The organism is Acidobacteriota bacterium (assembly GCA_039030395.1).
Classification (GTDB): Bacteria; Acidobacteriota; Thermoanaerobaculia; order Multivoradales; family JBCCEF01; genus JBCCEF01.
Map to the genome: position 1 here is coordinate 1 of JBCCEF010000035.1, position 26,779 is coordinate 26,779.

The window sequence follows — 26,779 nt, forward strand, 5'->3', positions numbered from 1 at the left end:
CAAAGTCGGCTCGGGTCGCACCATCCGCTTTGGTTTCCCAAAGATCTGGGCCGGACTCGATGACGGCGGCAAAAGCCGGTGCGGCGAGGAGGGCGAGGGAAATGAGAAGAGCGGTGAACAACCGGTGAGAGGTTCTCATACAAGACTCCTTGCATTAGGGCGCCTCGCTCGACGATCTGGATGACTCCGGGCGTCGCCGAGGGCGGACGCAATAGAACTGAAGGGTCGCGGTTCGAACGATGGACCCCGACCCATTTCGCTCTTCGGTTCAGAGACCGAAAAAGCGAGAGGTGGCTACCTCGACAGCCGGCTGTTGGAATAACCGGAATGACTATATATATAAGTCCAAATAAAATAAAGTATTCTAATACTAAGTATAGGAGTATGTGTTCTGCGTGATTTCATGCGTAGGCAGACCATTTGACGGGGGAGGCGGGCTAGGAAACTGAATCGGGAGCTGACTCCGGCTCCGGTACGGGGACCGTCAGCCGTAGGCTCAAGATGCGATTCAGCTCCGTTTCGAGCACTTCGAATTGGACTTCGCCCAGCTCTACCCGGTCTCCAGGTTCCGAACGCCGGCCGATTTCCGACAAGATGACACCGGCGATGGTGTCTTCGTCGCGGTCCGAAAGCTCGATGCCGAGGGCCTTCTCCAACTCTTCGACCAAAATGCTGCCGGCGACTAGGTAGCGCCCCGGACCCTCGGCGACCAGTTCTGGAATTTCGGCGTCGAACTCGTCCTGAATCTGGCCGACGATCTCCTCGATCACGTTCTCGAAGGTGACGATGCCGCTCACCCCGCCGTACTCGTCGAGCACCGCCGCCATGTGCATCTTTTCGCGGCGCATCCGGCGCAGCATGCGGTCGAGGGTCAAAGTCTCCGGCATCAGGGGAATCTCGCGCGCCATTTTCGACAGGTCGGTGAGCGGCTGGGGCGCCCGGAAGAGATCCTTGATGTGGATCAGTCCGGTCACGTGGTCCAGGTCGCCTTGACAGAACGGGAAGCGGGTGTGTCCGCTTTTGCGGGCCACCTCCAGGTTCTCTTCGACGGTGCTCTCGCTCGACAGATACACGACATCGGCGCGCGGCACCATCACCTGCCGGGCAATGCGATGGCTGAGTTCGAAGACGTTGTCGAGGATGGTGCGCTTCTGCTCCGTCAGCCGGTCGTCGGTGGCCGCCAGCATGCGCCGCAACTCCTCTTCGTCGTGGCCCAGTTCGCCTTCCGTCACCGGCTCCACCCCAAAGATCTTGAGCAAGGCATTGGCGCACAGGTTCAGCAGCCAGATCGCCGGATAGGTGAGGCGGAAGAACCAGAACAGCGGCAGAGCGGTATTGAGGGTGGTGCCCTCCGCTTTGCGGATTGCCAAGGATTTCGGCGCCAGCTCGCCGAGCACGATGTGGAGGATGGTGATCACCCCGAAGGCGAGAACGAAAGCGATGGTGTGGGTGGCTTCCGGTCCGAGGCCGGGAATCTTCGCCACCAGCGGATCGATCAGCCAGGCGAAGGCCGGCTCGCCGATCCAGCCCAAGGCCAGGCTGGAGAGGGTGATGCCGAGCTGGGTGGCGGACAGGTAGGCGTCCAGATGGGTCACCATGTAGCGGGCGATCCTGCCGCGCAGTGAGCCTGCGGCGACGTGCGGGTCGATCTGGGTCGGGCGAACCTTGACCAGGGCAAACTCAGCGGCCACGAAGAAGCCGTTGAGCAGCACCAAGAAAAAGCCGAGGAGCAGGCCGAGCCAGGGGTGCATGCCGGGCTCGGCGGCCGCCGTCAAGGGCATCATCGGCGGGACTCCGCCTGCAGGCCGGGGGCCACGACGGTTCTACACGAATCCGCTCGGCGGCGGCTTGATCGAAGACCGGCTTCTAGGGCGGGTGGGGGTTCGTCCATGAGGCGTCATCGGAAACTCTACCACTCCCCCGGCGGCGAAGACTGCGCACCGCAGCTTGGCCCGCGGAACCTTCTGCGGCACCGTCCCTCGAGGGCGTGAAATGCGCGCCGTTTCAACCCCTGACATGTGGGCTTTCCTATTGTTGACACTGGGGTTTTTACTCTGCTACCCTCCACGATCTTCGACGCCGCGCCCCGGCGCGGCGCGTGGGAGGTGAATATAGGCCCGTAGCTCAGCTGGTTAGAGCGCTACGTTGACATCGTAGAGGTCAGCGGTTCGAGTCCGCTCGGGCCTACCATTTCCCCGTGAGTAGAGAGTCGGAACAGGCGCTTAGCTCAGCTGGTTAGAGCGCTACCTTCACACGGTAGAGGTCAGCGGTTCGAGTCCGCTAGCGCCTACCACCGGCTCGCTGGCCCCGCGGTTCGCGTGAGGCCGATCGAGAAGTTGAGAGGAGTTGAGACCGTGCCCAAGCAGAAGACCCATCGCGGTGCCGCCAAGCGCTTCAAGACCACCGGGACCGGCAAGGTCCGTCGGCGCCATTCGATGAAGAGCCACATCCTCACCAAGAAGTCCGCCAAGCGGAAGCGGAAGCTGCGGAAGGATACCGAGGTATCGCCGGCTTTCGCCAAGTCCGTCAAAGAGATGCTTCATTGTTGAGGTAGTTCGAAGCCGGCCCGGCGCACGAAACGCGTGCCGGCCGAATGAAATCACCGGCTGCTGCTGGAACGAACCTGTCCAGTGGGGCCGGAGCCCGGCGTAGACTTTTCGCCGTGGCCTGACAGCTCCCTCCCCGGGAGCGGAAACGAGGTTCTGGATGTCGCGTGTCAAGCGCGGGAATACCCGTAAAAATCGTCGTCAGAAGATTCTCAAGCTCGCCAAGGGCTACTATGGCGCCAAGAGCAAGAACCACCGCATTGCCAAGCAGGCGGTGGACCGCTCGCTGGCCTATGCCTACCGCGATCGCCGCCAGCGCAAGCGCCAGATGCGCAGCCTGTGGATCGTTCGCATCAACGCCGCGTCGCGCGAGCACGGCCTGTCCTACAGCCGCTTGATCGCCGGCCTGAAGGCCGCCGGGGCGGAGCTGGATCGCAAGGTCTTGGCGGAGATCGCGATCGTCGATGCCGCCGCCTTCGCCCAGATCGTCGAACTCGCCAAGCAGGCCCTCGGAGAAGAGACCGGGGTCGCCGCATCGGACGAAGAGGAATAGCTCACCGATGAGCGGTGGCGACATGGCCTGGCTGGAGACCCTGGAAGAGAAGGTCCACGCGGCGGCGGACCGCATTCGCGAGCTGGGCGACGAGAACGAGAGACTGGCGGCTCGCGTCGCCGAACTCGAAGGGCAAGACGAAAGCGCCGAGTGGGAGCAGGAGCGATCGGAGATCCGGAGCCGGGTGGAATCCCTGGCCGAGGGTCTGGAAGCCCTGCTAGCAGACCGCTGAAAAGCGCTTCGCGCATGATTTCAGCGGTGCTGCTAGCTGTTTCTTGTTAGGGGGCTGGGCGCCCGCCCGCGGTCCGCCCCTCAGCCGAAAAGGCAGGCCTTTTCGGCTTCACCCCGTCCTCGGCGACCAGTCGCCGCCTCGCCCTCCGGGCTCGGAGTAGGGTGCTGACCGTTTGAGGAAAGACCGCGGATGTGAGCGGTCTCGACAGGCCCGGGAGATCTCCCGGGCCTGTGATGTTTAGGTGGCGGTCGATGGCCGGCTTCGCGACCTCGTTTTCGCCCGACGGTAGCCCTTGCGGGTTGTGCTATAGTCTCGCAAGTCCCTGTAAGTAGGCTATTTGTCGGGGATTTGAAAACCATGAACGCTGAGCAGACGAAGCCGACATCGACCACCGAGGTGGAGATTTTCGGCTCCGTTTATAGCGTCCGTGGCCGTGACGACCGCGAACACGTCGAGGAGTTGGCCGAACTGGTTGACCGCCGGATGCGAGAAATCGCCGAGCGGGTACGGACTATGGATCGCGGCAAGATCGCCATCCTCGCGGCTCTCAATATTGCCGATGAGCTCGTTCGTCGTCAGCGGGATGAGGAAGGGGAACGGGTCGAGATCAGAGACAAGGTGACGGCTCTTGCGGGTGAATTGACCGCAGTGCTCGAAAATGACGAAAGCGAGAGCCGCCCTTGAAGAAATTTTGGGATTTGTTTTGCATCCCCTGTGTAGTTGGTGATGGGTCAAGCAACTGTAGAACCAACACCAATACTTCGGGAGTCTTTTATCCTGCGGGCTTGTGCAAGCCCTGCTTTGGCAGGGAGCTAATGGCTCGTAGAGCGGACACCCACCTGGCGCGTTTCAGGTTCTAAACGCGGCAGCCCCACGGCTTCGCGGGGGATGCCCTTTCTTTTCGCTCGAACCCTAGGGGTTTCGGCGACCCTCCGATCTGCCCGCGCCTCCTAGTTCAAAACTGGGGGACGACGTGGAAAACATCATCTGGATTACCGCTCTGCTGGTGGTGGTGGCCTTCGGGCTGGCGCTCGCCCTTGGGTGGTGGCTTCAGCGACGCACCGGCCGGCGGATTTTGGCCGAAGCGCGCGAGCGGTCCGAAAAGATCGTCGCCGACGCCGAGCGGCAGAGCGAGGCGCGGCTGCGCGAGACGGAGATCCTGGCCAAGGAGAAACTCCTGCAGGCGCGCGGTGAGTTCGAGAAGGCCGCCCGCAAGGACCGTCTCGAGTTGGAGAAGCTGGAGCGGCGGCTCAATCAGCAGCAGGACGATCTCGACCAGCGGTCCCGCGACGTCGGCCGGCTGGAGAAGGATACGAAGGTCCGCGAACGCGCTATCGAGAACCGTGAGGCCAAGATCGAGGCGCAGGAGTCGGAACTCGCCACCCTGCTCGAAGAAGAGCGCAACAAGCTCGAACAGATCGCCGGCCTGACGGCGCAGCAGGGCAAGGAGGAGCTGCTGCGTCTGATGGAGGACCAGGCGCGCATCGATGCCGCCCACCTGGTGAAGCGGATCGAGGACGAGGCGCGGGAAAAGGCTCACCGGGAGGCGCAGCGGATCATCGGCATGGCCGTCCAGCGGTCAGCCTCGGATTATGTGTCGGAGACCACCGTGTCGGTGGTGGTGCTGCCGTCGGACGAGATGAAGGGCCGCATCATCGGCCGCGAGGGGCGCAACATCCGCGCCCTGGAAATGGCGACGGGGGTGGACCTGATCGTCGACGATACCCCCGAAGCGGTGATCCTTTCGGGCTTCGATCCTTACCGTCGAGAGGTCGCCCGCGTCTCCCTCCAGCGGCTGATCGCCGATGGCCGCATCCACCCGGCGCGCATCGAGGAGGTGGTGGAGCGGGTCAAGGCGGAGTTCGAAGAGCTGGTGCGGCAAGAGGGCGAGGCGGCGGTGTTGGAACTCAACCTGGCCAATGTCCACCCGGAGTTGGTCAAGCTCCTCGGCCGCCTGCGGTACCGCACCTCTTATGGTCAGAACGTGTTGAAGCACAGCAAGGAAGTGTCCTTCCTCGCCGGCACCATGGCGGCGGAGCTGAAGGCCAATGTTCACGTCGCCAAGCGCGCCGGCTTGATGCACGACATCGGCAAGGCGATCGACCGCGAGATGGACGGCTCCCACCTGGAACTCGGCATCGATCTGTTGCGGAAGTATGGCGAGTCGGAAGCGGTGATCCACGCCATGGCCTGTCACCACGGGGACTACGAGCCGGAGACCGTCGAGGCGGTGCTGGTCACCGCCTCGGACGCCCTGTCGGCGGCGCGGCCCGGCGCCCGGCGGGAGATCCTCGAAACCTACGTCAAGCGGCTGGAAAAGCTGGAAGAGATTGCCGCCGGCTTCAAAGGAGTGCAGAAGACCTATGCCATCCAGGCCGGGCGCGAGATCCGCATCATCGTGGACTGCGACAAGATCGCCGACGAGCAGGCGATCTGGCTGTCCAAGGACATCGCCCGCAAGGTGGAGGCGGAGCTCACCTACCCGGGGCAGATCAAGATCACCGTCATCCGCGAAACGCGGGCCATCGAGTACGCCCGATGAAGCTGCTGTTTATCGGGGACGTGATGGGCAAGCCCGGGCGCCGGGTGCTCGCTCAGATGGTCGCCCGACTGATCGACCGGCACCGGATCGACTACACCGTCGTCAACATCGAGAATTCCGCCGGCGGATTCGGCGTGACGGAGAAGATTTTCGCGGAGTTCACAGAGCTGCCGATCGACTGCTTTACCACCGGCAACCATGTGTGGGACAAGAAGGAAGTTCGCGGGCTGCTGGAGCGCGAACCGCGGCTGTTGCGGCCGGCCAACTACCCGCCCGGCAACCCCGGATCCGGAGTGTTCGTGGGACAGACCGCTGGCGGCGTGCCGGTAGCGACGATCAATCTCGAAGGCCAGGCTCTGATGGGCACCCTCGACTCGCCGTTCAACGCCGCCGATCGCCTGCTTACCGGACTGGAGCCGGCGGTCAAGGTGATTCTGGTGGATTTTCACGCTGAAGCGACCAGCGAGAAACAGGCCATGGGGTTCTATCTCGACGGCCGGGTGAGCGCTGTCTTCGGAACCCACACCCACGTGCCGACGGGTGACGAGCGAGTGTTGCCGGAGGGCACCGCCTTCATCACCGACGTCGGCATGACCGGGCCCTACGAATCGGTGATCGGCATGCGCCAGGACAAGGTGGTCGAGCGCTTCCTCAAAAAGACTCACGTTCCCTTCGAAGTCGCCAAGCGCGACGTTCGTCTGGCCGGGGCGGTGGTGGACGTCGACGAGGCCACCGGCCGGGCGCGCTCCGTCGAGCGTTTGTTGCTGCCGGAAGACTAGCCTGCCTTTCTCACCGGCAACCTACTGCGAGGCCGTATGCCAGTGAATCTGCTGCGTTGTCCACGGAACCTGCCTCTCGACGTACTGAAAGTACGCTTTCGGCGCAGAACCCGCGGATGCCTTGCATCTCCAGCGACCTACGGCCCCTCGCTACGCTCGCCGGTGAGAAATTCAGACTAGCTCCCCGACGGTCTCTCCTTCTATGCTCCGCTATTTCCTAGTGTTCGCCGGCCTCGCTCTGGGCGCTGCCTTCCCGGCTCTCGCCGAGGATCCGGTCGAAGAGCGCCCGCCGGTGGAGTGGATTGTGACCGCCGGAGCCTTCGATGTCGGTGTCGAGGAAGTGGCGGAGGCGGGGATCGAGCTCCGCTTCGGCTCCTTCGAGCTACCCCTGGGTCAGCGCTCGCTGCCCCTCGGATTCACTCTGGGCGGGATGGTCAACGACGACGGCGGCTACTACCTGTGGAGTGGCTTTCGATACGACTGGCACCTCAATGACCGATGGCGCGTTACTCCTTCCCTCGGCACCGGGATCTACTCCGCCGGCGAGGGTAAGAACCTGGGGGGGCCGGTGGAGTTTCGGTCCAGTTTGGAGATCTCCTTTGAGGTCGCCGACCGTACCCGCTTGAGCCTCAATCTCTACCATCTGTCGAACGGCATCCTGTACGACCTCAATCCCGGTAGCGAGAGCCTAGTGCTCGGATTCCACCGCCGCTTCTAGCAGAGCAGCTGAAAAAAGGCTGCGCCCTATGATTTCAGCTGCCCTGCTAGATTCTTCTTGAGGGGGCTAGGCGCCCGCCCGCGGTCCGCCTCTCGCCCGAAAAGTACAGATTTTTCGGGCTCACCCCGTCCTCGGCGCCGCCGGCGCCGCCTCGCCCCCTGGGCTCGGAGCCGGGTGTTGACAAGTTTTTCAGCACCCGGCGTTAGGGCGGCGGAGATCACTCCGGAGCTGCGCTCGGGGAAGCCTGAAAGATCCCGTCTCTGTGCTAACCTTTGCCGCTGGAGGCTAAGCCTATGTCGGTCGATCCGGAGCTCTTGGAAATCTTGGTCTGCCCCAAATCGAAGGGCGAACTGGAAGTCGTGAACCTGCCCCAAGGGGTGCGCGACGAGCTGGTGGAGAAGTATCGCTCGCACTTCCGGGACGAAGAGCCGAAGGTGGAGGAGGGATTGCTGGCGAAGGAGTCCGAACTGGTCTATCCCATCGTCTCGGACATTCCCATCATGTTGATCGACGAAGCGCTGCCGGCGTCGGTCCTGGACGGCTGATTCCGGCGCCACCGTTCGGCCCGGTCGAAGGCCGCACTTTTCCCCCGCAGATCCGCACCGGATAGCCCTTCCTTCATGGTCCGATCCGCGCCCGCTGATGAGTCGGTTTCCGAACGCGCGGATACTCTAGATTCGCTCTCCTCCGGTCGGCGTCCTCCGGCCTTCTGGTTCTACGCTGGACACCTCGTTGCCCTGCCGGGCATCGCCATCTCCAATGTTCTGGCGGGCTTGGCCGTGCTGGCCGCGCCGCGCCGGGTGTTTCGAGCCCGTTGGCCGCCGGCGACTCGGCCTCTGCTGGTGATCGTCGGTGTCTACGCCCTGTGGCTGCTGGCCTCCATCGCCTGTTCGACGGACCCGGCGGACAGCCTGCGCTCGGCCAGCGAACTGTTCACCCTGGCGACTCTCGTTCTCGGGTTGGTCTTGGTGCGCGGCGAGCGTGCCGGCCGCTTGCTGGTCCATGCCCTGCTGGTGGTGGCGACGCTGGTCGCTTTGTGGGGTTTGGCGCAGGTGCTGGCGGGCTTCGGTGGCCTGGATCGGCGCATCCGCGGACCGTTTTCCCACTGGATGACCTTCTCTCATTTCCTGCTGGTTTGCGACCTTTTGCTGATCGCTCGGTTGGCCTTGGCGCGCAGCGCACGCCGCTCGGCCAAGAGCGCTCTCTGGTGGTGGGTGCATGGTCTGGCGCTGGTGCTGATCACCGGCGCGATCGTCGCCAGCTTGACGCGCAGCGCCTGGCTGGCGCTGGCGGTGACCGTCACCCTGGTACTCGCTCTCGGCTCGCCGCGCTGGCTGCTGGCGTACCTGCCCGCCGCGGTCCTCGCGGTACTCCTTCTGCCCTTGCCGGTGCTCCACCGGGTGACCTCCATCACCGACCTGCAGGACCCCTCCAATTACGACCGGCTGTGCATGGCCGAGGCGGGCCTGCGGATGGTGGCCGAGCGGCCCCTCTTCGGTATCGGGCCGGATCAGGTGAAGGTGCGCTACGCCATCTACCGCACGCCGACGGCTCCGCGCTACTGGGTGCCTCATCTACACAACAGCTTCCTGCAATTGGCGGCAGAGCGCGGCCTGCCGGCGCTGGCGGCCTATCTCGCGCTGATGCTCTTCGCCCTGCGCTTCGCCTGGCGCGGTTACCGGCGGCGAGGATCGACGGCGGATCTGCACTTCGGGGTGTTCCTGGCTTTGATCGCTTTCAACCTTGCGGGTCTGTTCGAAAACAACTGGACCGACACCGAGGTGCAGCGGCTGGTGCTGTTCCTGCTGGCGCTGCCCTTCGTGGTGGACGAAGGAGCGGTGGATCCTTGAGCGATGGGCAAGGGAGCCGCAGGCGCCTGGACCGGTTGCTGACGGATCGGGGCCTCTTCCCCAGCCGGGAACAGGCGCGCCGTGCAATCCTGGCCGGCGCCGTGCGGGTGGCTGGCCGCCGAATCGACAAACCGGGGACCGCCATCGACCCTCAGGCCGAGCTGGCGTTGGTGGGTTCGGAAGAGCCCTTCGTGTCGCGCGCTGGCCGCAAGCTGGCTGCCGCCCTCGACCGCTTCGAGATCGACCCGACCGGCTGGGTGTGCCTGGATGTCGGGGCTTGCACCGGCGGTTTCACGGACTGCCTGCTGCAGCGTGGGGCGGCGCGGGTCTACGCCCTGGACGTTGGTCACGGCCAACTCGACGAGCGCCTGCGGCGGAATCCGCGGGTGGTGGCGATGGAACGGATCAACGCCCGCTATCTGGCAGCCGATGCGCTGCCGGAGCCGGTTCGCTTGATCACTGTCGACGTGTCCTTCATCGGGTTGGCGAAGGTGGTGCCGGCGCTCCTCCCCCACCTCGATCCGGCAGGGTTCTTGCTCACCCTGATCAAGCCGCAGTTCGAAGCCGGCCGTGAGGCTTTGGGCAAGGGCGGTATTCTGCGGGACGATGCGCTCCGCGAAAGCGCCGTCCGGGCGACCCGCGAGGCCCTCGAGGCCTTGGGCCTGGAGGCGCTGGGGACGAGCGATTCCACCTTGCCCGGCATGGGCGGCAACCGCGAGAGCTTCGCGCTACTGCGGGAGAGACGATGAGCGAGGGCACCTTGAGCGATCGGACTAGAGCTTTCCAGCGAGTGGGCTTGGTGGCCAAGCGCGGCAGCCGCGAGGCCGCCCAGGCGACCCGCGAGCTGGCCGATTGGCTGGAGCGTCGCGATCTCGAAGTGGTCTTCTCGTCGGACACGAATCCGCCCTTCGACGAAGCCGAGAACCTCGACCTGGTGGTGGTTCTGGGAGGGGACGGCACCCTTCTCGCCACCGCCCGTTCGCTCGTCGGCGCCCCTATACTCGGCGTCAATCTGGGTACCCTCGGCTTCTTGACGGAGATCTCCCGGGGAGAGCTTTACCCGAAGCTGGTGGAAGTGCTCGATGGTCGTTTCGAGATTGAGGAGCGTTCTCTTTTGGAGGCGCGCTTGGACTCCGCGCCGGACACTTCCTACCGGGTGCTCAACGATGCGGTCATCACCAAGGCGGCGAAGGCACGGATCATCGAATTGACGGTGGAGGTGGACGACCACCTGGTGGCCCGCTTCCGCGCCGACGGCGTGATCGTCTCCACGCCCACCGGCTCCACCGCCTACAACCTGTCCGCCGGCGGTCCGATCATGGTGCCGCAGCTACCGGTGGTGGTGATCACTCCCATCTGCCCCCACACCCTCACCCTCCGGCCGGTGGTGGTGCCGGCGTCGAGCTCCATCCGAGTGATGTTGGAAACCCGCCGGGAAGAAGTGTTTCTCACCCTCGACGGGCAACAAGGGGTGCCGATGGAAGGCGGTCGAACGGTGACCGTCGAGCGCCTCGAAGAAACCGTGCAGCTCGTCAAGGTCACCGGGCGCTCGTTCTATGACAGCCTGCGGGGGAAGCTGCGGTGGGGCGGTCTCGAGAACCCTCCCGCGGCTCCATGAACTCGAAGGACTCGCCCTCCGCGACACGGCATCGCCGGAGACGGCGTTTCGGGCCCTTTCGCCGCTGGCTGTTGCGGCCGCTGCTGTGCACCCTCGCCGCCCTCGTCGTGCTGCTGGCCAGCGCGCTGCTGGCGCTGCGCTTGGATTTCACCCAGGAACGCCTTCGAAGCTTCGCCGAAACCCGTATCACTACCGCCCTCGACCGGCCGGTCTCCGTTGGGACCCTCGGTGTGGGCCTCTTTCCACCGGCGCTGGTGGCGCGCGACGTCGTGCTCGCCGGCCCGGATCCCGGGGATCCGCCGGTGGCGCGGATCGCCGAAGTTGTGGTCGCCGTCCGCCTCGGCCCGTTGCGGCGGTCGGTGCTCGATCTCGAACGCATCGAAGTCACCGGGGCGGAACTCTTTCTCGATCTGGCCGAGGAAGGCACCAACCTGCCGACCTTCGGTGGCGGCGGCGGAGAGCCGTCCGTCGAAGTGCGGATCGGCCGGCTGGTTCTCGCCGACAGCCGGGTGCACCTGGCCGACGGGTCCCTTCCTCTGGACCTCGACGCCCGGCAAGTCCGCGGCCGCCTCGACGGCGCCGATTCAGCGGGCCGCTACGGCGTTCGACTGGTGGCCCAAAGCCTACGGACCCTGGCGCTGCCCGGAATCCCGGATCGGCCGGCCGGTTCGGCGCCGCTGGTGGAAACCGGCTTGACCGCTCGCGGCACCCTGGGCGCGGACGGCCTGGAGATCGACCGTCTCCGACTCACCGGTGCCGACCTCTCCGCCGGTGGCGAAGGGCGGGTGAGCTGGGGAGAAGATACCTGGGGGGTGGAACTCGACCTGTCGGTGGAAGCCGATGCCGGTTGGGTGAACCGGCTGGGCTATGTGGAGGTTCCGCTCTCCGGTGCGGTGACATGGGTGGGCGACCTGGCCGTCGATACGGCCGGCTGGCGGCTGACCGGCGAGGTGAGTTCGCCGCGCCTCATCTATCCACCCTACGTTCTCCAAGATGTTTCTTTCTCCGCCCTCGGCGAGGCGCCGGCCTGGCGGTTCGGCAACCTGCGCGCCGGCTTCGCCGGGGGCACCATTACCGGCGAGGTGGCACTGGCCGGCCTCGACGGCTCGGACGCCGAATCGCTGGCCCTCGACCTCGGCTACAGCGGCGTCGATGTGCGGCGGTTTCTCGATGCGTTCGAGGCGGACGTGGACGGCCTCGCCGGGCAGATGTCCGGCACCCTGCGCTACCGCAGCCCGCTGGCCGACGCCGTCGGCGGTGATGGGGCCGGCAGCGTCGAGTTCTCCCCCGGCTCCCGGGCCGCCGGTTTGGCCCTGACCGGCGGCGGTGACTTCTCGATCCGCCGGGGAGTGGTGGAGGCCCGCCGGTTGGAAACCGATCTCGGCGCATCGCGGATCACCGGCGACGTGATCTACGACCTGGGCCGGGGCAGCGGCCGCCTCCAGTTGTCGGCGCGGGTCGCCGATGCCGGCGAGTGGTATCGCCTGCTGTCGTCGGACCCGGAGGCGGTGTGGGCCTGGAGCGCTGGCTCCGGCCGCATCGACGCCGGCATCTTGATCGAGGAAGAGCGTTCCGACATGGTGCTGCGCCTCGATGTGCGGGAACTCGACACCCGCCTGCGGCGACTCGACCGGCTGCGCGGCAGCCTCGGGCTGGAACTGGGGCCGCAAGGCGACGGCACCCTGGATATCGATCTCATCGGCGAGGCGGACGGCGGTGCCCTGCGCGCCTTTGGCGCTCTGCCCACCGGAGATCGACCCGTCGACCTCCAGATTGCCACCGAAAACTGGCTCGTCGATGGGCTCGAGGAATGGATCAAGGGGCTGCCGGCGCCGGTCGGCCGGCTCAACGCCACCGCCCGCCTCGGCGGCACCTGGGAGGCGTTGAGCGCCGATGGAGTGCTCTCCTCGCCGTCCCTCGGGCTGGCCGGCGTTCCCCTCGGAGAGACGCGCGTCGAGGGCGCTTGGGGCGCCGAGGCGCTCTCCGTAGAGGCCCTCTCCGTGTCGCCGCCGGCTGGGAAGCTCACCGCCTCGGGACGGTGGGATCGCACCACCGGTGCCCTCCAGGGGTCCTTCGAGGCGCCGGAGCTCTCGCTGTCGCAGGCTCCCCTCGATGCTCTTTCCGCCAGTAGCGACCTGCTCGGTCGGGTGTCCTTGGCGGGGACCTTGGACGGCTCCGTGGAACGGCCGGAGTTGGTCGTGTCCATGCAGTCCGAGGCCGTTCGGCTGGGGCAGAGCGACCTGGCGTCGTCGGCTTTCGATCTGACCTGGCGCGGCGGACGCCTCGATGTCTCTGGTTCCGCCCTCGGCCTGCTCGAACTCGAAGGTGGCGGGCGCCTGGAGCCACAGGACATCGACCTGCGCTTCGACCTGGCGTCCGATCAGTTGCCGGATACCCTGCGCTTTGCCGGACTCGATCTGCCGGCCATGACCGGGTCCTACGGCGGAAACGTGACGGTGCGCTCGGTGCCGGACAGCGAACTCGAGGTGCGGCTGGAGCTCGATCGATTCCGGGTGGACTTCCAGGGGCGGGAGTTGGTGCCGGTGGAGCCGGTCGCCGTGCGCTGGATCGGGAATTCCTTGCAGGTCGATTCGTTCTTTGTCGAGGAGACCGGGGGCGAGGGTGAACTGTTCGTCGTCGGCAGTGTCGATTTGCCGCCATCGGGCGAAGGCAGCGAGGCTGAACCGCAGCTCGATCTGAAGCTCCAGAGCAGCCTCTCGGCCCGTTGGCTGCGGCTGGCGCTGCCGACTCTGCGGGCGGACGGCACCCTCAATCTGCTGGCGACGGCCCGCGGTCCGGCGACCGCTCCCCGCCTCAACGGCCTCGGTGAACTCAGCGACGGGCGCTTGCTGGTGGCCGGTTTCCCGCACTCCCTCGACGATCTCGAACTGCGGCTGCTGTTCGACCCCGGGGTGATCACCCTCGACCGGCTGACCGCCGTGCTGGGCGGCGGTGAGGTGCTGGCGGCGGGCCAGCTCGACTTCGACGAGCTGGTGACCGGCCGCCTCGACTACCGTTTCCAGGCCCAGATGCGCGATTCGACGCTGCGCTACCCAGAGGGCTTCGTGGTGCGCGGCGACGCTACCTTGACGGCGAGACCGGCGACCGGCGGTACGGAAAATGTCGGCACGGAGATCGCCGGCACGGTGAATCTGCGGCGCGCCTTCTATCTGGAGGACGTGCCGTTGAGCCTGCCGCGGCTCCTCCAGCAGATGCTCCAGCGCGACCGCATTCAGGTGGCCGAGACCGACGAGACTCTGGAGTCGATCTTCCTCTCCATCAACATCGACGGCCCGGAGGCGCTCAGGGTGCGCAACAACATCGCCGATCTGCGCGGCGATGTCGATCTGGTGTTGCGGGGGACGGCGGCGCAGCCGGTGGTCACCGGCCTGGTGGATGTAGAGCGGGGCGGCACCTTACGCAACGGTGACGTGGAGTACGAGGTGGAGCGCGGCCGCCTGACCTTCAACAGTCTGTACCAGATCGACCCGGTGATCGATCTCGCGGCGACCGCCGACGTCGCCGGTCACGACGTGACCCTGCAGCTCTCGGGCACCCTCGAACGGCTCGAAACGGAGCTGAGTTCGGAACCGCCGCTGACTCAGGTCGAGATTCTCTCGCTCTTGGCCACCGGCCGAGCGCCACAGGCCGGCGATGTGTTCGGCGCCTCCCGCTCCGCAGACAGCGGCGCCGCGGTGGAAACCTTCCTCTACGGTCAGGCGGTGTCGGTCCTCGGTCAGCGGGTCAACAACCTGTTCGGCTTCGATCGCTTCCGGGTCAATCCGGTGGCGAGCGCCGAAGGCGGATCGGCTTTGTCCTTCACCGTCGGCAAACAAATCTCGAAGGACCTGTTCTTGACCTACACCAGCGATCCGGCGACGGATCTCGACTACCGCCTACAGGTGGAGTGGCAGCTCAGTGACGCGGTGACGGTGGTGCTGACCCAGGACGGCGACGACACCTACGCGGTGGATCTCCGGTTGGAGCACACCTTTTGAGTCGCCGCGCGTCGCTCCTCTGGAGCCGGTGGCTGTTGGCGATGCTCTGTGCCCTCTGGCCGGCTGCCTCGAGTGCTGTGGAGTTGGACGATCTCCGCTGGCCGACGGTGCGTTCGCTCGAAATTCGCAGCGATGGAGATCCGGATCTGGCGGAAATTCAGGAACTGCTGGCGATCGAAGTCGGGCGACCGCTGCGGCCGGCGGATGTGCAGCGCAGTTTGGTCAATCTACAGGTGAGCGGGGTGGCCTCCTATGCCGCCCTCTACCGCCGGCCGGTGATGGAGAGCCCGGAGGTCGCCGAGCCGGGGATCGGAGAGGTGGAGGTGATTCTCGCCCTGTGGAGCAGCATTCGGGTGGAAGAAGTGGTGATCGAGGGCGAGTTGGGCGGGCTGGAACGCAAGGATCTGTTGGCCGTCCTGCCGCAGCGCGCCGGCGGGCCGTTGATCGAGTCTCGCCTGGTGCGGGGAGTTTTTCGCTTGCAGGACCTCTTTGAGGATCGCGGCTACCTTCGCCGCCGGGTGGTGCTGATGCCGGAGATCGACGAGAAGCGCAAGCGGGCTCGCATCGTTTACCGGGTGGAGGCCGGTCCCCGGGCGGAGATTGCGGAGATCGCCTACCGCGGCGACCTCGGTCCCTTCGAAGAGCGGGATCTCACCGGCCATCTGCGGGACAAGCCCGGCGAGCCCTTCCGCCGGCAGCGGCTACCGGACGAAGCCGATCGCCTGGAGCGGTGGTTGATCGAGCAGGGCCACCGCCAGGCTTCGGTGAGCGATCCGGAAGTCACCCTCGACGAGGACCGGACCGGTGCGAGGCTGGTCTATCCCGTTCGGGTGGGGCCGTTGGTGCCGCTGGAGGTCCACGGTGTCGAGACCAAACCGCTGCGCCGGCGCAGCCTCCTGCCCTTTGTGGACGGTCAAGGCTACGACGAGGCATCGTTGCTGCTGTCGGCAGACCGCTTGCGAACCTACTTCCAGGGAGAAGGACACTACCGGGTGAAGGTGGAGTTTCGCGAAGAGCCGCGTGAAGACGGCGCGTTGGTGGTGCATCTGGACATCGAGCCGGGGCCCAAGCTGACGCTGCAGTCGGTGGCCTTCGAGGGCAACGAGACCTTCTCGGCGGACCGTTTGTCGGCGCTCATCAAGACCGCGCCGCGCAATCTGCTGGTCCTCGGGTCCGGTCGGCTGGTGGACTCGGAGCTCGAAGCGGACCTTTCGAACCTGCGGTCCTTCTATGCTCTGGAGGGTTTCGGCCGGGTCAGGGTCGGACCGCCGGTGATCGATCACCGGCCGGACGGCGATCTCGAACTGCTGATCCCGATCATCGAGGGGTCGCGCACCTCGGTAGGGGAGTTGACCTTCGCAGGCTTCGAGGTGGTATCGCCGGGTGAGCTGGCCGGTCGTCTGGAGGTCGAAGACGGCGGCCCCTTCCATCCTCGACGCCTGCGCCGTTCGCTCGCCTTCATCCGCCAGCAATACGAGCAACGCGGCTACGAACGCATCCAGGTGTCGGCGGAAGAGAACTGGAACGAGGAGAGGAGCCGGGTCGACCTGTCGTTCCAGATCATCGAAGGGCCGCGCACGGAGGTCGATCGGGTGGTGATCCGGGGCAATACCCGCACCAAGACCGCCGCCATCCGCCGTATTGCCGGCCTAGCGCCGGGCGACCCGGCCAGCCTCTCCCGCCTGACCGAGGTGGAGCGCCGGCTCTCCCGCCAGGGGGTGTTTCGGCGGGTCGAGGTGGAGCGCACTCCGGCCCCTCTTGGGTCCTCGGCGCGGGACATCCTGATCCGGGTCGAGGAGGGGCGGGTTCGGCGCATCGCCTACGGCGCCGGATACGACTCCGAGGCGGGTTTCGGTGCCTTGGTGAGCTACCTCCACAGCAATCTGACCGGCCGTCTGGACAGTCTGGCTTTGAACGCCCGGGTGCAGCAGGAGAACCAGGAATACAGTCTGTTTCTCGATCGGCCCCGAGTCCAGAGGCTGCCGCTCACCTTCTCCGCCTTCTGGGTAGAGGAGGATCTCGATCTGAGACTGGGCGATGCGGAGGATTTCCAGCTCATCCGCAAAGGTGCTCGGGTCGAAACATATCAAGATCTCACTTGGGGACGAGTCGGGCTGTCGGCCGGCTATCGCAAGGTCGAGAACCAGATTCCGGCGGACCTTTTGACGGAGACCGGCGAACCCTTTGAGCGGGCGGACCAGACTCTGCGCCTCACCAGCCTCGTCGCCAGCCTCCAGGTGGACCGGCGCGATGATCCATTGGATCCCTCCCGGGGCTGGAACAGCGTGTTGCGGCTCGAGAACGCCATTCCCGTATCCTCCCTCGGCACCGATGCGGACTTTCTTGAAGTCTTCGCCCAGCAGACCTACTACTACAACCTGGGTTCCTTCGGGGTACTGGCCGGCAGCGTGCGGCTGGGAGGTATCGAGCCGTTCTCGGCACCGGATTTGGAGGATCCGTTGATCCCGCCGGGCCTCGACCTGCCGAGTTCCCAGATCTTCATCGCCGAACGCTTCTTTGCCGGCGGCGCTTCGACCCACCGGGCGCTGCGCCGGGACCGCCTCGGGATCGCCGGCGAGACCCTGTTCCCGAACGAAGACGGCGAGTTTGTGCCGGCCGGCGGCAACGGCTTGCTGCTGCTCAATCTCGATTACCGCTTCCCGATCAGCGGTCCGCTGGAGGGCGTCGTGTTCGTCGACTCCGGCAACGTGTGGGCGGACTGGCGCGACATCGACTCGAGCGACCTGCGCACCGGCGCCGGGGTAGGGCTGCGCTACCGTTCGCCCATCGGTCCGGTGCGGGTGGAGGTGGGCTGGCCCTTCGAGCGCTTGCCCGGCGACAGCGTCGCCGCCTTCTCCTTCGGGCTGGGGGCCTCCTTCTAGCTAGCAGGGGAGCTGAAAAAGGCCTTCGGCCTATGCTTTCAGCTGCCCTGCTAGCTTTCGTCCTCAAGGGCTGGGCCGGACCGCGTAGGCGCCCCCTCGCCGCAAGCGGCTCACCCCATCCTCGGCGGCCAGGCCGCCGCCTCGCCCTTTCGGGCTCGGTCGTAGCCCGGTCTGCTATTCTCAATAGCTGCGCCGGGCAGATTCTCGGGTCCTGCGCTTCGGCTGTTTCGCAGTAGCATCCCGGAGAGAGCTTATGAACGAACCTTCCCCGTTCGCCTCCATCGACGAGGCGACTGAGGCCTTTCGCCGCGGCGAGTTCGTCATCATCGTCGATGACGAAGACCGCGAAAACGAAGGCGATCTCGCCATTGCGGCGGATCGCATCACGCCGGAAGCGATCAACTTCATGGCCACCCACGGCCGGGGGTTGATCTGTCTGGCGATGACCGAAGCGCGCTGCGACGAACTCGACCTGCCGTTGATGGTGCAGGACAACACCACGCCCTTCGGCACCGCCTTCACCGTCTCCGTCGAGGCGCGCGGCAAGGTGACCACCGGCATCTCCGCCGCCGACCGCGCGGCGACCATTCGCACCGCCATCGACCCGGCGACCCGGCCGCAGGATCTGCTGCGGCCGGGCCATGTTTTTCCGCTGCGGGCACGGCTGGGGGGCGTCCTCAAGCGGGCCGGGCAGACGGAGGCCTCCGTCGATCTCGCCAAGCTCGCCGGTCGCCATCCTTCCGGGGTGATCTGCGAGATCATGAACGAGGACGGCACCATGGCGCGGGTACCGGACCTCAAGATCTTCGCCGAGCGCCACGGGCTGTTGATGATCACCGTGTCGGACCTGATCCGCTACCGGCTGCAGAATGAAACCCTGGTGCGGCGGGTCGCCTCGCCCCGCTTGCCCACCGCCTACGGGGAGTTCCAGATTTACGCCTACCGGTCCGACGTCACCGGCGAAGAGCACATCGCCCTGGCGATGGGCGAGATTCGAGAGGACGAGCCGGTGCTGGTGCGGGTCCACAGTCAGTGCCTGACCGGCGACATCTTCGGCTCTCAGCGTTGCGACTGCGGCCTTCAGCTCTTGCAGTCCCTGGAGCGAATCCAACAGGAGAAGCGCGGCGTGATCCTCTACCTGCTGCAGGAAGGCCGGGGCATCGGCCTGTTCAACAAACTGCGCGCCTACGAGCTGCAGGAGCAGGGGCACGACACGGTGGAAGCGAACGAAAAGTTGGGCTTCCGGCCGGACCTGCGCGGCTACGGCATCGGCGCCCAGATCCTGCGCGACCTCGGCGTGCGCCAGATGCGCTTGATGACCAACAACCCGCGCAAGTACGTGGGCCTGTCCGGCTACGGCCTGGAAATCGTCGATCGGGTGCCGCTGGAGATTCCGCCCACCGACACCAGCCGCGATTACCTGCGGACCAAGCGCGAAAAGCTCGGCCACCTCCTTCGTCTCGTTTAGCCGCCTGCCGAAACCTTGAAGATCCTCCTCGTCGCCGGGCGCTACCCCTGGCCGGCCCGGCGCGGCGATCAAATGCGGAGCGATCAGCTCCTGCGCTTTCTGCTGCGCGAGCACCAACCCCTGCTGGTGGCGCCGGAGGCGCCGCCCGGCGCACCCGCTCCGCCGGCTGGACTGCGGGTCGAAGCCTACCGGCCGCGCCGCCGGGTTTTGGCGACCGGTCTGGTCCGGGCGCTGCTGGAGGGCTTTCCCCTCCAGGCCGGCCTCTACTACCAGCCGGAGCTGGCGCGCTTGCTCCGTCACCATGCTCAGCGAGTGGATCTCGTGATCCTGCAGCTCGCCCGGCAAGGACTCCACCGCGCTGACCTGGGGGAAACGCCAACGGTGGTGGATCTGATCGACAGTCTGTCCCTCAACTTCCAGCATCGAGCGCGCTTGGATACCCCCCTGTGGCGCCTCTTTCTGCGCTGGGAGGCTCGTCGGCTGGCCGCTGCCGAAAGGAAATTGGTGGCGGAGAGCCGCGAAAGCTGGTTGGTGTGTGCCCGAGATCGCGAGTTCTTGGCCGGTCTCGAACCCTCCCTCGAAGCGAAATTGAGGGTGGTGCCCATCGCCGTGCCGCCGGCCGAACGGCCAGCCCCTCCGGTCGAGCAAAGGGTGCGCGGCGAGCGCCTGGTCTTCACCGGGAATCTCGGCTACTTCGTCAACAGCGACGCCATCCGCTGGTTCCTGCGGCGGGTTTGGCCGGTCCTCGTCGTGCGTCGGCCGACGTTGCGCCTGACGGTGGCCGGATCGAGGCCGCCACGGTCGGTACGGCGCGCCGTCGCCGCCGCGCCGAGGGCCGAGTTGATCGATTCGCCGGCGAATCTGCGAGCCATCCTGGCTTCCGCCTCGGCCGCCCTGGCGCCCATGCGAAGCGGTTCCGGGGTGCCGGTGAAGGTGCTGGAAGCTTGGGCCGAGGGGGTTCCGGTGGTCGCCTCACCCTGGGCCGGCGCCGGCACGACCGGCCGAGGGGAGAGAGACTTTCTGCTCGCCGATCAGCCGGAGGAGTGGGTCGAAGGGATCGGCTCGCTGCTCGACGATCCGGCTCTCGCCAGTCGCCTGGTCGAGGCCGGGCAGGAGCGATTGCGGCAGGACTACTCTGCAGCGTCCGTCTCTCGAGCCCTCGGCGAGCGCCTCACGGACCTGAGCGTCGAATAGGCGCGGTGGGTGCCCCGGCGGACACCCGCGGAGTCCATTGGCCGGTCAGGGACAGAGCGTTCGCACCGAACCGCGGCCACCGCGAGCGACATGGCCGGCGGCATCGCGGGAAACCGGCTGGATCCGATATTGGGTGCAGGGCTGGAGTCCGGTGACCGTCACGACATGCCGTTGCTTCTACGGTTCAGCGGTAGTGGACCAGAGGGAGGTGTCACCGCCTTCGAAACCGTCCTCGAACAGCACCTCCCCGGCCAGTGGCCAGCGGCCGACCGGTGCCAGGGTGGGACCGAGGACGGTGCAACGGAAAGGCGCTTGCGGCGAGATCGAAGCGGCGGACCGGTACCAGAGCACCAGATCCCCTCCGGCGAGTAGGCGACCGTGCCCCAGTTCCCGAAGGTCAACGGGGCAGGCCGAGGCGGCCCGCTCGGACACCGCCTCGTAGAGGGTGACGGCGAGATCTCCGGTGCTTTGGGGTTCGTCCGCTGCTCCGGGAATCAGCCGATAGCCGCGGCCGGACCTCTCGTCCTGCACGAGCCACCCGGCGTCGCCGTCGATTTCCCGCCGGCGCACCCCTTCCGACCCGAGGACGGTGCCCCGCGGGGTCGTCACGCGGTCGCGGTGCAGCGGAGAGAGGTCGAAATCGAAGCGCCATAGGAGGTGGTGGGTGTGGGGCGTTCGGGCACAGGACCGCGCGTCGCTCTGCACTCCGGCGCGCGCCTCGATCCGTCCGTCGCGGTGAAAAATCCACCGCAGCGAATAGCGATACCAGGCCGCCGCTACTTCGCTGGTGAGGATCCAGCGATCCTCTTCGCTCTCCGCCGCGAAACCCTCAACGCAGGAAAGAGCCTCGCCCCAGGGGCAGCGTCCGGGAGCGCGGTTGCTCGCGGCAGGCGACGGCACCCGATCGCAGGAGGTCTGCACTGGAGATTGCGATTCGAAGTACCCGGGCGAGACTCGACGGTCGGCGGCGAAGGGAGCCTCCTGCCGGGTCCAGGTAGGGAAACAGCGCCCGGTACACAGATCCGGCGGTTCGCCGTCGGCGGGCTCCTGCTGGGAAGAGGGCAGCGGATGGTCCACCGCGGTGATCGGGATCTGGGCTCGGTGGAGCACCCTGCGGTTGCGGAAGTAGACGTTGCGCAGTTCCAGGCCGGAGCCCGCTGGGCCGCTGCTGTCTCGCGGCCGGATGGCGCACAGGCGCCAGATCGGTTCCTCCGGCGGCCAGGCCAAGTACTGAGCCGGTGGCTCGCACAGCGGCAGGCTCCAGGCCGGAGCCGTCGAGGCGGCGAGCAGGCCGGCGAGGACGGTCCACCGGTAGCGGCCTCTCACGGTGCCTCCCCGAGCAGGCGATCGGCGGTCAGGTCGATCAGCCACCGTTCCGTCGGCCGGCCCGATCGGGGATCCATCCGAAAGGCCTCGAGGCATCGATGACTCGGCGGACAGGGATCGTCGGTCCACAGAAAACCGCCTGCCAATTCGGCCTCGGGGGGGAGCGCAGCCAGGCGTCGAAGGCGCCGAAAGGCCCGCCGACGCTCCTTTTCCGAGGGCGCCGGTGCCTGCCGTGCGGCTTGCCGGAGGCGGACGGTCCCCAGCGCATCGGCGACGGTTTCGGTGAGGACGTTGCGCTCCGCGTCGTGGCGGATGGTGACCCAGTGACGAGCGGCTCGGGCTCCGATCTTGGTCGGTTCCTGCCAGCGAGTGAGCGGTTCCTGTCGGTGCTCTTGCCGAGAACAGGCGACGACGAAGAGGAGAAGGAGGAACCCGCGGAGTTTCATGGTGAGGAAGGGCAGCCTATCGCAGTGAGGGCGGGGGTTCGTCCTAGGCGCCGTCGCCGAAGACCTTGCGGAGGGAACCGCCCGCCAGCCGCGGCAGAACGACCAACAGGAAGACCAAGAGGGTCAGGCTCCAGAAGAGCCCGCTCCCGGCCGGTTCCGCCTTCGTTGCCGCCGACAGGCCGGCAATCACCTGGCAGTAGACGTAGGCCCCCGGCAGAATTCCCACGGCGGTGGCCCACAGGAAGGAACCGAATCGGATGGAGGTGACGCCGCAGAGGTAGTTCGACAGGTTGAAGGGCATCAGCGGCAGGAGCCGTAGAAGGAGCACGGCGACCGCTCCGTGGCGCTCCAGTCCCTCGGCCAGCCATCGCCAGCGAGGCCTCTGGTTGCGCCGGTCGGCGAAGGGCTGCCGGATCACCCAGCGGGCGATGGCAAAGGCGCCGGCGGCGCCGAAAGTGCCGCCGGCGCTCGACAGGAGAAAACCCTCCAGCGGGCCGAAGGCGGTCACTCCGAGGGCCATCAGGAGGAGGCCGGGAACGGCGAGCACCGTGCCGCAGGCGAAAGCGGCGACGAACAGCAGGCGGCCGGCGATGCCGCCGGACCCTAGAGCCTCCACCCCGGTTTGCCAGCCGGGGGGATCGATGGCGATCAGCCCCCAGAGGGCGATAAAGACGAACAGGGTGCCGGCCAGGCGCCGCCAAGCGGTCTTGCGGCCACCGATCCAATCGGTGTCGGTGACCGCGGGTCTCGGGCGCCGTCGATGGTGGGGAGGATCTTTTGGCGACATGGTGCGTATGGATTGTAGGCGCCGGCGGCGGAAGTCCCGTCTGCGCAACGAACGATTCCGAGAGAACAGGGGGGTCGAAATCCCTACGACTGCTATGCTACTTGCGCATTCTCGCAGGGAGCATCCATCCCATGGCTGACCTCACGACGATCCATCCCGCCACCGGCTGGGACGATCGACTCTATGTGTCGATTCGTCGGGGCCGCGATGTGTTGCTCGCGCCCCTCGTTGCACCCCTCGCCTGGCTGGGAGTGCCGCCCCTGGCGCTCAGTGTCTGCGGGGTTTTGCTGGCTGCATCGCTGATTTGGACTCTGGTCGACTACCCGCGTTGGGCGAATTTCGGTTTCTTCGGTGCTCTGCTTTGCGACGGCCTCGACGGAGCCCTCGCCCGGCGCCGGGGCTGTGACAGCCGGCGCGGCAAACTGTGGGATCAGCTCTGCGATTCGGCTACCTGGGCGGCCGTTCTGTTGGCGATTCTCGCCGCCGGCCTGGCGCCGGTGCTGCCGACGGCGTTGGCCGTCTATCTGGTGCCCACCCTATTGTTTCTGGGAGTGTCCGTCAGCTCCTTGCGGGGGCCCATGGGCTTCAACCCGCGAGCCGGTTTCTACGCCCATGCGCCGAAGATCTTCGTCTATGGGGCGCTGGCGGCGTACCTGTTGGCGGGCCGGCACTGGATCGCGCCGGCGGTGCTGTGCACCGACATCGTCGGCGCCGCCAGTTGTCTCACTCTCCTTTGGCTGCTGCGCCGCCGAGACGCTCTTCCATTCGACTGAGTACGCTGGCGGTTTCGTCCTCGTCGACTCCCAGGCGCCGCTGGGCCCGCAGGGCTCGCTGGCAGTAGTAGAGGGCCGTTGCGCCTTCGTGTAGTGCGACGGCCTTCTCGGCGGAGGCGCGCAGGAAGGGTAAGGCACGCTCCAGATCGCCGGCGAGGGAGAAGTGGTGAGCCAGCGCCTCGGCGGCCTGTTCGTGGCGTTCCCGGAAGATATCGAAGAAGGCTTCGCCCACCTGGCGATGCATCTGCTGTCGGCGCAGCGGATTCAGGTTCTGATAGACCGCTTCACGAATGCGGTAGCTGGCGAATTCGAAGGTTCCACGGCGGGCTCCGCGCGCCCACAACACGATGTCGCGATCCCGCGGATTCTCCGTCCAGAAGCGCGGGAACTGGCGAATGAACCAGCGCTCCAGCATCAATTCGATGCCGATCTCCACCACCCCGATGTGCTCCTTGGCGGCTCTCTGCAGCAGCCCCACGTCGAATTTTTGACCGATCACCGTTGCCAGGACCAGGAGTTGGCGGGCGGAAGTCGGTAGGCGGCTGACCCGCCGAACGATCAGAGCGTCGAGGGTTTCCGGCAAGACCACACGGTTCAGGGCGGGTTCGTCGGTGAGGCTCCAACGTTGCTCCGGAGCCGGGGCGAGGCTTCCCTCGTCGCACAGGAAGTTGATGATCTCGACCAACCGTAGGGGCATTCCGTCGCCCTTTCGGTCCAGGAAGTCGCTCAATTCCGGTCCCCGGGCGGGGCCGACCAAGCTGGTGGCGATTTCCTCGATGTGGGCCGAGGCCAGGGGTTCGAGCGGGTGGCGATCCACCCGGCGGCGGTTGAGGGATCGAACCATGCTCTCCAGCGGATGGTCCAGGGGAAGTCCCGGATGGCTGGTGCCGAGAAACCAGACCGGCCGAGTGCGCAACCGCTCGATCAGTTCCTTGAGCAGCTCAAAGGTCGCCGTGTCGCTCCAGTGGAGATCTTCGAGAAACACGATCACCGGTTGCTGGGCAGAGCGTGGGCCGCAGAAGGCCTCCAACAGCCGGGAGGTGAGCTCCGGCAAGGAGCGCCGGCGAGGAGGTGCCGTTTCTTCCGGCGCCCGCCAGGCCGGTTCGGCCACCGGCGGCAGGGCGACCGTCAGCTCCGCGCTCAGCTCCGTGTACTTCGAACGCGGGTCCTGACTGGAGTGCGGCGGATCGTCCAACAGCGCCGCGTGGAGCGCTTCGGTGAAGGGTTGATAGTTCACCGGTCCGGCGCCGTGGTAGCTGCGTCCCTGCAGGACGGAGGTGCGACGTTGGGACGAGAGCTGATGGATGACCGATTTGGCGAGGCGGGTTTTCCCCAGGCCCGGTCCGCCGGAGATGAGGGTGAAGCGTGTTCCGGTTTTGATCGTTTCCTCGAAGGACTCGCGCAGGCGCGCCGTCGCGTCGCTGCGGCCCACCAGCGGCACGTAGGGGCCGAGCGGCTCGCCGGCATTGGCGCTTCGGTCGGGCATATCCTGCTGCAGGATCTGCTCGTAGAGCACCCGGGTTTCCGGCATCGGCTCGACGCCCAATTCCCGCTCGAGCAGGCCGGAGAGATCCTCGAACTGAGCGAGGGCACGGCTGCGGCGTCCGGAGATGGCGTAGAGCTGCATGAGCTCGCGATGGGATTCTTCGGACAGTGGGTCCATCTCTACCAAGCGTCGCGCGTGGCGTACCGCATCGCGGTACTCGCCGTGCTCTCGCAGGGTATCGACCAGCAGCTTGAGGTTCTGAATGGCTGCATCCCGCAGGCGCTCTTGCTCTGCGACCAACCAATCCTCAAAGGTCTCACTGCCCTTGATGAAAAAGCCCGTCAAGAAGTCGCCGCGATAGAGCTGGCTGGCCCGGGCGAGCTCCCGGGCGCGAAGCTGCTCGTCGTCCTCCAGGGCACCGCGCTCGATGGTCTGGTCGAAGGCCTGCACATCCAGCCAGTAGTTGAGGTCCGGGTTGAATTGGACCGTTTGGTGGGCGCTGTAGATGGGGTCGACTTCGGCGGAGCTGAGGCTGCTGCGCAGGTTGTAGAGAGCCTGCCGGAGATTCCGTCGCGCCGTGGCCTGCGCTAGTTCGGGCCACAACAGGCCGGCGAGTCGGTCCCGGCTGTGAGGTCGGTCCGCATGGCACGCCAGATAGGCGAGGAGGCCTCGCACTTTCTGCGACTCGAAGCGCTGAACGGCGGTTCCGTCGCGGAAGACCTGAAAACCCCCGAGAAGTCGAATCTCCAGCGTACTCAAGGTCGGATTCCCAGGAAGCGGTGGGTGGACATGGAGAGCGTTGGCCTCGAACTCATCGCAGGTTACCTGGAGGGACGGCCTGAATCGTCCCGTCAGTCAGGCGTAAGAAAGTCAATACATTGATGACGCTCGCAGCGAATCATATCGGATCAGCGCGGTACTTCGGGGGGCTGATTCGGGGGGCTCGATGTTTCGTGATTTGCAGTCTGTCTGAACTGACATTCTCCTGACGCCTTTCCTTCAGATTGCACCCGTGATCTTCGTATCGCGGGACGTCTGATGGGTTGACGAATAGGCGAGTCGCTATAAATTGGAAAGTGAATCGAAGCATGAATCCGAACGCTCCCCATGACGGAGAGATCGATAAGCGTCCTGACCTTGCCCTGACGCTCGATGTATCTACGTATACGAATATAAGACTTTGACGCGGGTCGTGGACTCGCTTACTGGCGTTTGATCAAGCGCCGCAGGAAGGAATCGGGAGATCGAAAAATGAAGACGTATTGGAGAGTTTCCATTCTGGTGTTGATGATGGTTGCCGTGGGCGTGACGCCCGCCTTTTCCCAGATCGGTCCGGGACCCTTTGCTGCGTTTCCGACCGCGGATCCGGCGGACAGCCGTTTCCTGGGCTTCGGTTGTGCGGGGATCGAGACGATCGAGGATCAGGTGAGCATCGCCCTTTCGATTCCGGCCTCGGCCACGGATTTCACGTTGAGCTTCTTCGACGGTGATACCGGCGGCACGGACGTCGACGGTTTGGAGCACTGGGATGTGGGTGATCGTCAGTTGGTGTTCAGCCTGTACGCGGATCCCTTTCTGCAG

At 66.0% G+C, this 26,779-nt stretch carries 22 protein-coding genes, 2 tRNA genes and 1 other RNA gene; 20 read left to right on the plus strand and 5 right to left on the minus strand.

The window, feature by feature from the left end; genetic code table 11:
• Positions 1-437: 437 nt before the first annotated feature.
• Positions 438-1,784 (minus strand): hemolysin family protein, encoded by a 1,347-nt coding sequence (locus tag AAF481_19695; protein ID MEM7483394.1) that lies wholly within the window; start codon positions 1,782-1,784, stop codon positions 438-440.
• Between the two features lie 329 nt (positions 1,785-2,113).
• Between AAF481_19695 and AAF481_19700 the strand changes: the two genes are divergently transcribed.
• From AAF481_19700 to AAF481_19785, 18 genes are all read left to right on the plus strand, one after another.
• A tRNA-Val gene (locus tag AAF481_19700) sits at positions 2,114-2,190 on the plus strand.
• Positions 2,191-2,216: 26 nt separating this feature from the next.
• Positions 2,217-2,293 (plus strand) — tRNA-Val (locus AAF481_19705).
• A gap of 61 nt (positions 2,294-2,354) precedes the next feature.
• A complete protein-coding gene (gene rpmI / locus AAF481_19710) occupies positions 2,355-2,549 on the plus strand; it encodes a 50S ribosomal protein L35 (GenBank protein MEM7483395.1) in 195 nt (64 codons plus the stop codon).
• A gap of 157 nt (positions 2,550-2,706) precedes the next feature.
• On the plus strand, positions 2,707-3,099 hold the full coding sequence (rplT, locus tag AAF481_19715) for a 50S ribosomal protein L20 (GenBank protein ID MEM7483396.1): 393 nt from the start codon (positions 2,707-2,709) through the stop codon (positions 3,097-3,099).
• 7 nt (positions 3,100-3,106) lie between these two features.
• On the plus strand, positions 3,107-3,331 hold the full coding sequence (gene zapB, locus AAF481_19720) for a cell division protein ZapB (GenBank protein ID MEM7483397.1): 225 nt from the start codon (positions 3,107-3,109) through the stop codon (positions 3,329-3,331).
• Between the two features lie 357 nt (positions 3,332-3,688).
• Positions 3,689-4,015, plus strand: coding sequence for a cell division protein ZapA (locus AAF481_19725; GenBank protein MEM7483398.1), 327 nt, complete (start codon positions 3,689-3,691; stop codon positions 4,013-4,015).
• Between the two features lie 22 nt (positions 4,016-4,037).
• Positions 4,038-4,223: non-coding RNA, 6S RNA (gene ssrS / locus AAF481_19730), on the plus strand.
• Positions 4,224-4,304: 81 nt separating this feature from the next.
• A complete protein-coding gene (rny, locus tag AAF481_19735) occupies positions 4,305-5,873 on the plus strand; it encodes a ribonuclease Y (protein MEM7483399.1) in 1,569 nt (522 codons plus the stop codon).
• Positions 5,870-6,652, plus strand: coding sequence for a TIGR00282 family metallophosphoesterase (locus AAF481_19740; protein MEM7483400.1), 783 nt, complete (start codon positions 5,870-5,872; stop codon positions 6,650-6,652). Before rny ends, AAF481_19740 begins: the two co-directional genes overlap by 4 nt.
• Before the next feature lie 202 nt (positions 6,653-6,854).
• The gene (locus tag AAF481_19745; GenBank protein MEM7483401.1) at positions 6,855-7,370 is read left to right on the plus strand and encodes an acyloxyacyl hydrolase; all 516 of its coding nucleotides are present in this window, start codon (positions 6,855-6,857) and stop codon (positions 7,368-7,370) included.
• A gap of 293 nt (positions 7,371-7,663) precedes the next feature.
• Positions 7,664-7,915, plus strand: a complete 252-nt coding sequence (locus tag AAF481_19750) for a Trm112 family protein (protein ID MEM7483402.1) — start codon at positions 7,664-7,666, stop codon at positions 7,913-7,915.
• Positions 7,916-7,990: 75 nt separating this feature from the next.
• Positions 7,991-9,220, plus strand: a complete 1,230-nt coding sequence (locus tag AAF481_19755) for an O-antigen ligase family protein (GenBank protein ID MEM7483403.1) — start codon at positions 7,991-7,993, stop codon at positions 9,218-9,220.
• The gene (locus AAF481_19760) at positions 9,217-9,969 is read left to right on the plus strand and encodes a TlyA family RNA methyltransferase (protein MEM7483404.1); all 753 of its coding nucleotides are present in this window, start codon (positions 9,217-9,219) and stop codon (positions 9,967-9,969) included. The genes AAF481_19755 and AAF481_19760 overlap by 4 nt, the downstream gene beginning before the upstream one ends.
• On the plus strand, positions 9,966-10,838 hold the full coding sequence (locus tag AAF481_19765; protein ID MEM7483405.1) for an NAD(+)/NADH kinase: 873 nt from the start codon (positions 9,966-9,968) through the stop codon (positions 10,836-10,838). Before AAF481_19760 ends, AAF481_19765 begins: the two co-directional genes overlap by 4 nt.
• Complete coding sequence (locus tag AAF481_19770; protein MEM7483406.1) at positions 10,835-14,836, plus strand: translocation/assembly module TamB domain-containing protein; 4,002 nt, start codon at positions 10,835-10,837, stop codon at positions 14,834-14,836. Before AAF481_19765 ends, AAF481_19770 begins: the two co-directional genes overlap by 4 nt.
• Positions 14,833-17,718 carry a POTRA domain-containing protein gene (locus AAF481_19775; protein ID MEM7483407.1) on the plus strand — a complete coding sequence of 962 codons (2,886 nt, stop codon included), beginning with the start codon at positions 14,833-14,835 and terminating at the stop codon, positions 17,716-17,718. The genes AAF481_19770 and AAF481_19775 overlap by 4 nt, the downstream gene beginning before the upstream one ends.
• 253 nt (positions 17,719-17,971) lie before the next feature.
• Positions 17,972-19,186 carry a bifunctional 3,4-dihydroxy-2-butanone-4-phosphate synthase/GTP cyclohydrolase II gene (locus tag AAF481_19780; protein ID MEM7483408.1) on the plus strand — a complete coding sequence of 405 codons (1,215 nt, stop codon included), beginning with the start codon at positions 17,972-17,974 and terminating at the stop codon, positions 19,184-19,186.
• A 15-nt stretch (positions 19,187-19,201) separates the two neighbouring features.
• A complete protein-coding gene (locus AAF481_19785) occupies positions 19,202-20,380 on the plus strand; it encodes a glycosyltransferase (protein MEM7483409.1) in 1,179 nt (392 codons plus the stop codon).
• Positions 20,381-20,557: 177 nt separating this feature from the next.
• Here the strand turns inward: AAF481_19785 and AAF481_19790 are convergent, their stop codons facing one another.
• From AAF481_19790 to AAF481_19800, 3 genes are read right to left on the minus strand one after another with little or no spacing between them, the layout of a single operon-like run.
• A complete protein-coding gene (locus tag AAF481_19790; protein ID MEM7483410.1) occupies positions 20,558-21,706 on the minus strand; it encodes a hypothetical protein in 1,149 nt (382 codons plus the stop codon).
• Positions 21,703-22,152, minus strand: coding sequence for a hypothetical protein (locus AAF481_19795; protein MEM7483411.1), 450 nt, complete (start codon positions 22,150-22,152; stop codon positions 21,703-21,705). Before AAF481_19795 ends, AAF481_19790 begins: the two co-directional genes overlap by 4 nt.
• Before the next feature lie 43 nt (positions 22,153-22,195).
• Positions 22,196-22,939, minus strand: a complete 744-nt coding sequence (locus AAF481_19800) for a VTT domain-containing protein (protein MEM7483412.1) — start codon at positions 22,937-22,939, stop codon at positions 22,196-22,198.
• Positions 22,940-23,070: 131 nt separating this feature from the next.
• Here AAF481_19800 and AAF481_19805 point away from each other — a divergent pair, with 131 nt between their 5' ends.
• Positions 23,071-23,712 carry a CDP-alcohol phosphatidyltransferase family protein gene (locus AAF481_19805; protein ID MEM7483413.1) on the plus strand — a complete coding sequence of 214 codons (642 nt, stop codon included), beginning with the start codon at positions 23,071-23,073 and terminating at the stop codon, positions 23,710-23,712.
• Here AAF481_19805 and AAF481_19810 read toward each other — a convergent pair.
• Positions 23,663-25,957, minus strand: coding sequence for a BTAD domain-containing putative transcriptional regulator (locus AAF481_19810; GenBank protein ID MEM7483414.1), 2,295 nt, complete (start codon positions 25,955-25,957; stop codon positions 23,663-23,665). The two genes, AAF481_19805 and AAF481_19810, sit on opposite strands and share 50 nt — an antisense overlap.
• A gap of 492 nt (positions 25,958-26,449) precedes the next feature.
• Here AAF481_19810 and AAF481_19815 point away from each other — a divergent pair.
• On the plus strand, positions 26,450-26,779 hold a 330-nt coding region (locus tag AAF481_19815), incomplete at its 3' end, for a hypothetical protein (GenBank protein ID MEM7483415.1).

Coding starts and splice junctions, on each gene's coding strand:
- AAF481_19695 (MEM7483394.1), bottom strand. CDS start 1,784: ATGATGCCCTTGACGGCGGCCGCCGAGCCCGGCATGCACCCCTGGCTC.
- rplT (MEM7483396.1), top strand. CDS start 2,707: ATGTCGCGTGTCAAGCGCGGGAATACCCGTAAAAATCGTCGTCAGAAG.
- zapB (MEM7483397.1), top strand. CDS start 3,107: ATGAGCGGTGGCGACATGGCCTGGCTGGAGACCCTGGAAGAGAAGGTC.
- AAF481_19725 (MEM7483398.1), top strand. CDS start 3,689: ATGAACGCTGAGCAGACGAAGCCGACATCGACCACCGAGGTGGAGATT.
- AAF481_19740 (MEM7483400.1), top strand. CDS start 5,870: ATGAAGCTGCTGTTTATCGGGGACGTGATGGGCAAGCCCGGGCGCCGG.
- AAF481_19745 (MEM7483401.1), top strand. CDS start 6,855: ATGCTCCGCTATTTCCTAGTGTTCGCCGGCCTCGCTCTGGGCGCTGCC.
- AAF481_19750 (MEM7483402.1), top strand. CDS start 7,664: ATGTCGGTCGATCCGGAGCTCTTGGAAATCTTGGTCTGCCCCAAATCG.
- AAF481_19755 (MEM7483403.1), top strand. CDS start 7,991: ATGGTCCGATCCGCGCCCGCTGATGAGTCGGTTTCCGAACGCGCGGAT.
- AAF481_19765 (MEM7483405.1), top strand. CDS start 9,966: ATGAGCGAGGGCACCTTGAGCGATCGGACTAGAGCTTTCCAGCGAGTG.
- AAF481_19770 (MEM7483406.1), top strand. CDS start 10,835: ATGAACTCGAAGGACTCGCCCTCCGCGACACGGCATCGCCGGAGACGG.
- AAF481_19780 (MEM7483408.1), top strand. CDS start 17,972: ATGAACGAACCTTCCCCGTTCGCCTCCATCGACGAGGCGACTGAGGCC.
- AAF481_19795 (MEM7483411.1), bottom strand. CDS start 22,152: ATGAAACTCCGCGGGTTCCTCCTTCTCCTCTTCGTCGTCGCCTGTTCT.
- AAF481_19800 (MEM7483412.1), bottom strand. CDS start 22,939: ATGTCGCCAAAAGATCCTCCCCACCATCGACGGCGCCCGAGACCCGCG.
- AAF481_19805 (MEM7483413.1), top strand. CDS start 23,071: ATGGCTGACCTCACGACGATCCATCCCGCCACCGGCTGGGACGATCGA.